We start from the raw sequence: 7207 nt of genomic DNA, 5'->3' as shown, positions 1-7207 counted from the left end.
GCCCCAGGCGTAGGTCTCCCGCAGGTCCAGCCGGGTGCCGAGGAACTCCCGCACGCCGAGTTGGTAGCGCTCCTCGCCCACTGCGTCCAGTTTCGGCGCTTGTGCCGCGAGCTCCCGCGACAGGTATGCCGCCATCCGTGTCAGCGCTTGGCTCGCAGCCGCCGCAGCCTGCTCCAGTGCGCCCCGCAGCACACCGTCGCCGTGCCCGGCGGGCAACCCCGCCAGGTACTGCCGCATGTCACGGCACTCCCGGGCGTTACGGATCACTTGACGGTACGGTGCGACCCGGCCGCGGCGTCGCGCCGCCTCCAGACTCTCCCGCAGTCCCGAGCGCCTCCGGGACGGCCGACAGCCGCGCCAGCAACATCTCCCACGCGGTGTCGCGGCCCTGATCCAGCAGACCCACCGCTTGCCGCACGCGCTGGATGGGCCCGTCGAGGGTGTCCAGCAGCGTGCCGTACGCGTCGGTGTCGGCCAGCGCCACCTGCGTGGCGAGCCGCTCACGCAGCACCGCTGCCGCGACGCGCTCCGCATCCCCGGCCACAGGCGTGTCATCGACCGCCTTCAGCATGCGACGCGCCGACGCCGCCCGCTCCTGCACCGCCTGGGGGCCGAAGTCGGTCAGACGGGTCTCCGGACCGGCGATGCCCATCGCCGCGGCGAGGCAGGGGTCCAGTACGGCCAGCTCGTCCACGTACTGATCCGCGAGATCGTTCAGTGCTGTCATGATCGGGACCGGCTCGGCGACGGCAGCCCGGGAGCGGTGACGGACACCGCACACGACACGTGCTGCTTCCTCATGCTGGCACCTGCTCCGACGTCGTGAGAGCGGCCGGGCGTGTGCGGACTAAGAGCGAGGCGAACAGGTCGGTGATCCAGCGCCGGCCGCCCTCGGGGGTGTCGCTCGCGACGATCCCGGCGAGCACCGTCTCGCCGGCCTGGTAGGTGATGTGGTCGGGCAGCGGCGAGCCGGGCGGCAGTTCGTTCCAGGCGACCACGGACGGGTCGTCCCGGAACGCCGCTGCCCCGTCGAGCCCCTGGAACTCCCGTCCGGCCAGGTGGTGGCCGGGGTAGACGAACCATCCGTACCGGCGCCGGTCGGCAGGCGGCTCGGGGAGCGTTCCGGTGAGGCGCTCGCCGAGCAGAGCGCGCAGCTCGTAGGAGGGCAGGTGGACGCCGGTGGCCAGCTCGATGGTCGCCACCACGTCAGCTTCCCCTACCCGGTTGCCGACCTCGAGAAAAACCAGCTCTCCCCTGTGAGCGATCGCCTCCAGATGGAAACTGCCGTCCTCGACACGCACCGCCGCCAGGGCGCGGGACACCCAGGCGCGATCCTCCTCGGACAGCGCGAGCTGGAACGACCCCAGTGGCCTGCCTTGTGCGTACTGCAGGCAGGTGCCGACGTACTCACTCGCACTGAGGACCAGTACTTCGCCGCCCTGCACCAGGCCGTCGAAGTGCCTGATCGGCCCGGAGACGAACTCCTCCACCTCGAAGTCCGCCAGGTCGCTCCCCGTGTCGAGCCGGGATATGCCGGTCCGGCCCTCGGTGATGGATGCGGCGGCCTGCAGGGGCGTGTCGAAGACGAGGACGTCCTCGCTGGACGCACCGCGATGCGGCTTCAGTACGGTCCGGCCGTACCAGGGGACCCGGCCGTCCAGCTTGAGGAAGCGTGGCAACGCGAGGAAGCGGGGCACGCGCAGACCCGCGTCCTCAACCACCTGCTTCATCAGGACCTTGTCCCGGGCGAGCGCCACCTGGTTGGCCGGAGCACCGGGCACGCCCAGGTACTCGCGCAGCAGGGCGGCGTCGAGCAGCTCGTACTCCGATACCGAGATGACCCGGTCGAAGTCGCGGGGCCGGTGGGCCAGCCAGTCCCGAGCCTCCTCGAAAGCCGAGCGCAGACCCGGACGGCTCACCCGCTCGCAGCGCAAGTGCGGTGGCAAGGTGGCCAGCGCCTGGTCGGTCCCGAAATAGGTGACCTCGTGCCGGTCGTGAGAGATACCCCGGTAATATTCGATCTTGAAGTAGGGCACGCGGTGCAGAATGAGAATCTTCATCGGGCCTTCCTGAGGGAAGCGAAGGGCGCGGTCCAGGGCGTCCGACCAGGCCTCGCGCAGTGCGTGGACGACGGTGCGGATGTCGGTGCGGCCGCCGCGCAGGACGACGCAGCCCTGTGCCGCGAAGTCTGCGTTGTCGCGAGCAACCGCATGCAGGTCGCGTCGCTCGGTCGACAGCCAGGAGAACTGCGTGACAACCAGTTCCCCCTCGGCCAGGCCGAGGCGTTCCGCGGTGGCCTGGACGGCGTCCGCGAACGGGTCCGTGCCGGACATGACGTCGTCCGGGGAGAACGAGCGGTCGGTGGTGACGCCGAGCAGCACTGTCGCCGCCGAGCACTCGGGCACGAGCTCCAGCGCGCCGGCGGCCGCGCCGAAGGCCGTGTCGACCCAGCGGTTGTGCAGGTCGATCCCGTACACCCATCGGGCCAGCGACCAGATCTTCATTCCGCCCGGTCGCCGGTTGGGCTCCACCACTGCGGCGCGCAGCCCGTCGTCGCTCAGCTTGATCTCGTTGTAGAAGGGCCCGTCACACTGCCCGACGAGCAGGTTCGCCTGCCGTCCCGCCCGTTCCAGCGTCGCGCAGCGTCTCCCGCACCACCGCGATCACCTCGGCCGCCCGCGAACTGAGGTAGAAGTGGCCGCCGTTGAAGACCTGGAGGTGGAACGCGGCTGTCGTGTGGGCTCGCCACGCCTCCGCTTCCTCGACCGTCGACTTCGGATCCGCGTCGCCGACCAGGGCGGTGATCGGGCAGTCGACGGTCGCCTCCACGGGACCGTAGGTCTCGATGGCCCGGTAGTCACTGCGGATGGCGGGCAGCACCATCCGCAGCAGTTCCTCGTCGCCGAGCACCTGGGCGTCCGTGCCGCTCAGGGCCTTCAGTTCGGCCACCAGCCCGTCGTCGTCCCGCTGGTGCACGGTCTCCGCGCGCCGCGTCGACGGGGCGCGCCGGCCGGAGGCGAACAACAACGCGAGCGTGTGGCCACGGCTCTGGAGCCGGCGCGCGACCTCGAACGCGATGATCGCGCCCATGCTGTGCCCGAAGAACACCACGGGCCGGTCGAACAGCGGCACCAGCTCGGGCGCGATCCGGTCGGCCAGCACGCCGATGTCGTCCACGTTGGGTTCGGTGCGCCGGTCCTGACGGCCGGGGTACTGGAGGGCCGCCACGTCACAGTCGCTCGCGAGCGCGGCCGAGACGGGGAAGTAGAAGCTGGCCGATCCCCCCGCGTGCGGGAAGCACACCAGCCGGGCCGGGGCGTCGGGGGCGGGGTGGAACCGGCGGAGCCAGAGGTTGCTGCCGTCGGCAACTGTCATGTTCGTCGTCCGTTCTGCTGTGGTTTTCTGTCGGTGTGCTGTCAGTGTGTCGTCGCACTCGGGTGAGGGGTCGTCTCAGTCGCCGTCCCGGTCGCCGCTCAGCCAGGCCCGCACGGCGAGTGCCGTGGACTCGGAGTGCTGCTCCATGATCGTGAAGTGGTCGCCGGGGACGTCGGTCTCCTCGTGCGGGAACGGCCACTTGGGTTGCCAGTCGTCCTCGGTCTCCAGGGCCGCTGACTCCCCCGGCGGGAAGGTGGCGTGCACGAACAGCGTCCGCGCCTCGACCGGTTCGGGCTGCCAGTCGTCGAACACGCGCAGGTAGCCGCCCTGCCCGGTCAGTTGCGCTCCGGTCATCAGCTCGAACGCCTGGTCGGTGGAGGCGCGTTCCCGCAGTGCCGTCTCCAGCCGGTTCTCGAACGAGTTCGTCGCGATGTACGTGTCCAGCAGCACGACCGCCACGGGTGCGCCGCCCTGCTGTTCGAGGAGCGCGGCGACGGCGTTGACCACCCACCCGCCCGACGAGTACCCGACGAGCACGTACGGCCGCTCGCCCGCCTGCCTCCTGACGGCCTCGGCCTGGTAGCGGACGATCGCGTCCCTGGTGGCGGGCAGCGCCTCGCCGGGCGCGAAGCCGGGGTGAGGCAGCACGGTGACGTTCCGCTCACCAGCAAACACGGGGGCGAACCGGGCGAAGTAGTGCGGGCCGGAGGGCGCCATCGTCGGCGGGAAGCACAGCAGCGGGACGCCCGGTCCGGTCGCCAGCGTGACCGGCGGCAGCGGGTCCACCTGGTTCGGCGTCTCGAACACCGGCCGGACCAGCGCGGCCGCGTTCACCATGTGCCACCCCTCCTCGTACAGACCGAGATCGCAAGCCTGCCGGTACAGGCCGGTGAGGGTGTCCTCGGCCGCCAGGGCGGGGGTCTGGGCGGGGGCGCCCCCGGCCCCGGAGGCGAGTTCGCGCCGCAGGTACGCAGCGAGCGCTGGTCCGGTCGGCCGGTCGAACACGACGGTGGTGGGCAGCCGCAGCCCGGTCACGCCAGCGAGCCGGTTGCGCAGTTCCAGCGCGGTCAGGGAGTCCAGTCCGAGCTGGGACAGGGAGCCTGTGACGTCGAGTTCGTCCGCCGCGTACCCGAGGACGGCCGCCGTCTGGTCACGGACGAGCCGCAGCAGTTCCCGTTCCTGCTCCTCCTGCGTCAGCCCGGCCAGCCGCCGCGCCAGTCGCTCTTCGCCGACCTGACCGGCCGCCCTGGTGGCCCGGCGGCGCGTGAAGCTGCGCAGCAGCGGGGGCACTTCGTCGGGCGCGGCACCGCGCAGGGCGCCGACGTCGAGCCGCATCGGCAGCACGACCACGTCGCCCGTCGCGCACCCGAGGTCGAACAGGGCCAGGCCCTCCTCCTCGGTGAGGCCCACGACACCGGAGCGGGACATCCGCGCCCGGTCGGCCCCCGCGAATCCGTCGGTCATCGCGCCGGCCGGCTCCCACAGGCCCCACGCCAGCGACGTGGCGGGCAGGCCGGCCGCCCGGCGGTGCCGGGCGAGCGCGTCCAGGAACGCGTTGGCCGCCGCGTAGTTGCCCTGCCCGGGACCGCCGAGGATGCCCGCCACGGACGAGAACAGCACGAACGCCGACAGGTCGAGATCACGGGTGAGTTTGTGCAGGTGCCAGGCCGCGTCCACCTTCGGCCGGAACACCGTGTCGATACGTTCCGGGGTCAGCGAGCCGATCACGCCGTCGTCCAGCACGCCCGCCGAGTGCACCACACCGGTCAGCGGGTGGTCGGGGTCCACCGCGGCCAGCAGGTCCGTCAGCGCACCGGGGTCGGTGACGTCGCAGGCGGCGAGCGTGACGTGCGCACCGAGGCCGGTCAGTTCCGTGCGCAGCGCGTCGGCTCCGGGCGCGTCCGCGCCACGCCGGCTGGCCAGCACCAGGTGCCGGACGCCGTGACCGGTCACCAGGTGCCGGGCGACGAGACCGCCGATCATGCCAGTGGCGCCGGTCACCAGAACGGTGCCGCCGGGCGCGAACTCCAGCGGGGTCTCCTCCGCCGACGGCCGCGACGGGGTGATGCGGGGCACCAGCGGGGCACCGGCACGCACCGCCACCTGGGGCTCGGAACCGGCGAGGACGGCGGGCAGCACCGCCCAGGACGCGTCGTGCCCATCCACGTCGACCAGAACGAACCGGCCAGGGTTCTCAGACTGCGCCGACCGGACCAGGCCCCACACCGCCGCGTCGGCGATGTCCGGCGCGTCCTCGTCCGGGCGGGTCGCGACGGCGCCTCGGGTCACGAACACGAGACGGGAGTCGAGGAACCGGTCGTCCACCAGCCACTGCTGGGCCGACTGCAACGCACGGAGGGCGGCAGCGCGGGCGGCGGAGGCCGGCTCCGCGCCGTCCTCGGCGCACGAGACGACGACGAGCCGCGGCACCCCCGCCTCAGCGAGGGCCGCGAGGTCCCGGTGCTCCCCGACAACGACACCGGCCGCGGCCAGGCCCGCACCGGCCTTCAGCTCGTCCGGGCCGACGACGGCGCAGTCACGAACGGCAGCGTCCGCGGGGGCCGGCGCCGCCACCCACTCCAGCCCGAACAGCGACTCACGGTGCCGCGCACCCCATTGATCCGCCGCGATCGGCCGCAGTACCAGGGACGCGACCGTCGCCAGCGGATTCCCCTCCACGTCGGCCAGCTCCAGGGTGACGGCATCGGATCCGGCCGGCGTGAGCCGCACCCTCGCCGCGGTCGCGCCGGTCGCGTGCCACCGGATGCCGCTCCACGAGAACGGCAGCCGGGGACGGCCGACGTCCTCGAGGAGGCCGCCGAGCATGCAGGCGTGCAACGCGGCGTCGAGCAGCGCCGGATGGAGGCCGAACGACGCAGCATCCTGGTGCTGGGCCTCGCCCAGCTCGATGTCGGCGTAGACGGCGCCCTCGGCACGCCACGCCGCCTGAAGGCCCTGGAAGACGGGTCCGTACGCGAACCCGTTCTCCTCCAGCGCGTCATAGAGTCCGTCGACGCCGACCGGTTCCGCTCCCGCGGGCGGCCACTGCGTGATCGCGGCAGGGGTTGCGGGGGCGCCGGGGGCCCCGGGGGTGAGGAAGCCGGTCGCGTGCCGGGTCCAGTCGGTGGCGGCGGGGTCGTCCGGGCAGGAGTCGATGCTCAGCGTACGGCGGCCGGAGCCCTCGTCACCGCCGACCGTCACCCGCAGGCGTACCCCGCCGCGTTCGGGCAGCACCAAGGGTGCGGCGAGCGTCAGCTCGTCCACCTCGTCGAGGCCGAGCCTGCCGCCCGCGGCGAGCGCGAGTTCCGCGAACGCCGTTCCGGGCAGCAGGGTCACCTGCGCGACAGCGTGGTCGGCGAGCCACGGGTGCGTGTCCGTGCCGATCCTGCCGGTGCAGACCAGGCCCTGACCGTCGGCGAGGTCCACGGCAGCGCCGAGCAACGGGTGGCCCGCGCCCGCCAGACCGAGCCCACCGGCCGCTTCGTCGAAGCTCACGTCACGGGGAGCGTCCAGCCAGTAGCGTTGGTGCTGGAAGGCGTACGTGGGCAGGTCGACCCGTCGGGCGCCGCTGCCGGCGAAGAACGCCTCCCAGTCCACCCGGACACCGCGTACGTGCAGGCGCCCGGCGGCCATGGTGGCGGCCACCGCCTCCGGCCGGTCTGCGCGCAGCACCGGCACGAAGACCGCCTCGAGGGCCGTCTCCTGGCCCAGCGCGGCCAGCGTGCCGCCCGGACCGACCTCGACGAACGTACCCACACCCTCGCCCGAGAGCGTGCGGACGGCATCGGCGAAGCGGACCGACTCGCGCACGTGCCGCACCCAGTACTCCGGC

Annotated in this window: 3 protein-coding genes and 1 pseudogene; all 4 read right to left on the bottom strand. The window is 72.7% G+C overall.

Going from position 1 to position 7207, the window contains the following annotated elements:
- Positions 1-652: pseudogene (locus KYY02_RS33160) on the bottom strand (DUF885 family protein); the annotation flags it as partial.
- Positions 653-797: 145 nt separating this feature from the next.
- On the bottom strand, positions 798-2504 hold the full coding sequence (locus tag KYY02_RS33155; RefSeq protein WP_371244658.1) for an ATP-grasp domain-containing protein: 1707 nt from the start codon (positions 2502-2504) through the stop codon (positions 798-800).
- An 82-nt stretch (positions 2505-2586) separates the two neighbouring features.
- On the bottom strand, positions 2587-3375 hold the full coding sequence (locus KYY02_RS33150) for a thioesterase II family protein (RefSeq protein ID WP_371244656.1): 789 nt from the start codon (positions 3373-3375) through the stop codon (positions 2587-2589).
- A 75-nt stretch (positions 3376-3450) separates the two neighbouring features.
- Positions 3451-7207: type I polyketide synthase (locus KYY02_RS33145; protein ID WP_371244654.1), on the bottom strand; the 3757-nt coding region annotated here is incomplete at its 5' end.

It is taken from the genome of Streptomyces pimonensis, from assembly GCF_041380215.1.
Lineage (GTDB): Bacteria > Actinomycetota > Actinomycetes > Streptomycetales > Streptomycetaceae > Streptomyces > Streptomyces pimonensis.
Note: the sequence above shows the minus strand (reverse complement) of the source record. Positions and strands in the feature narration are given on the sequence as shown.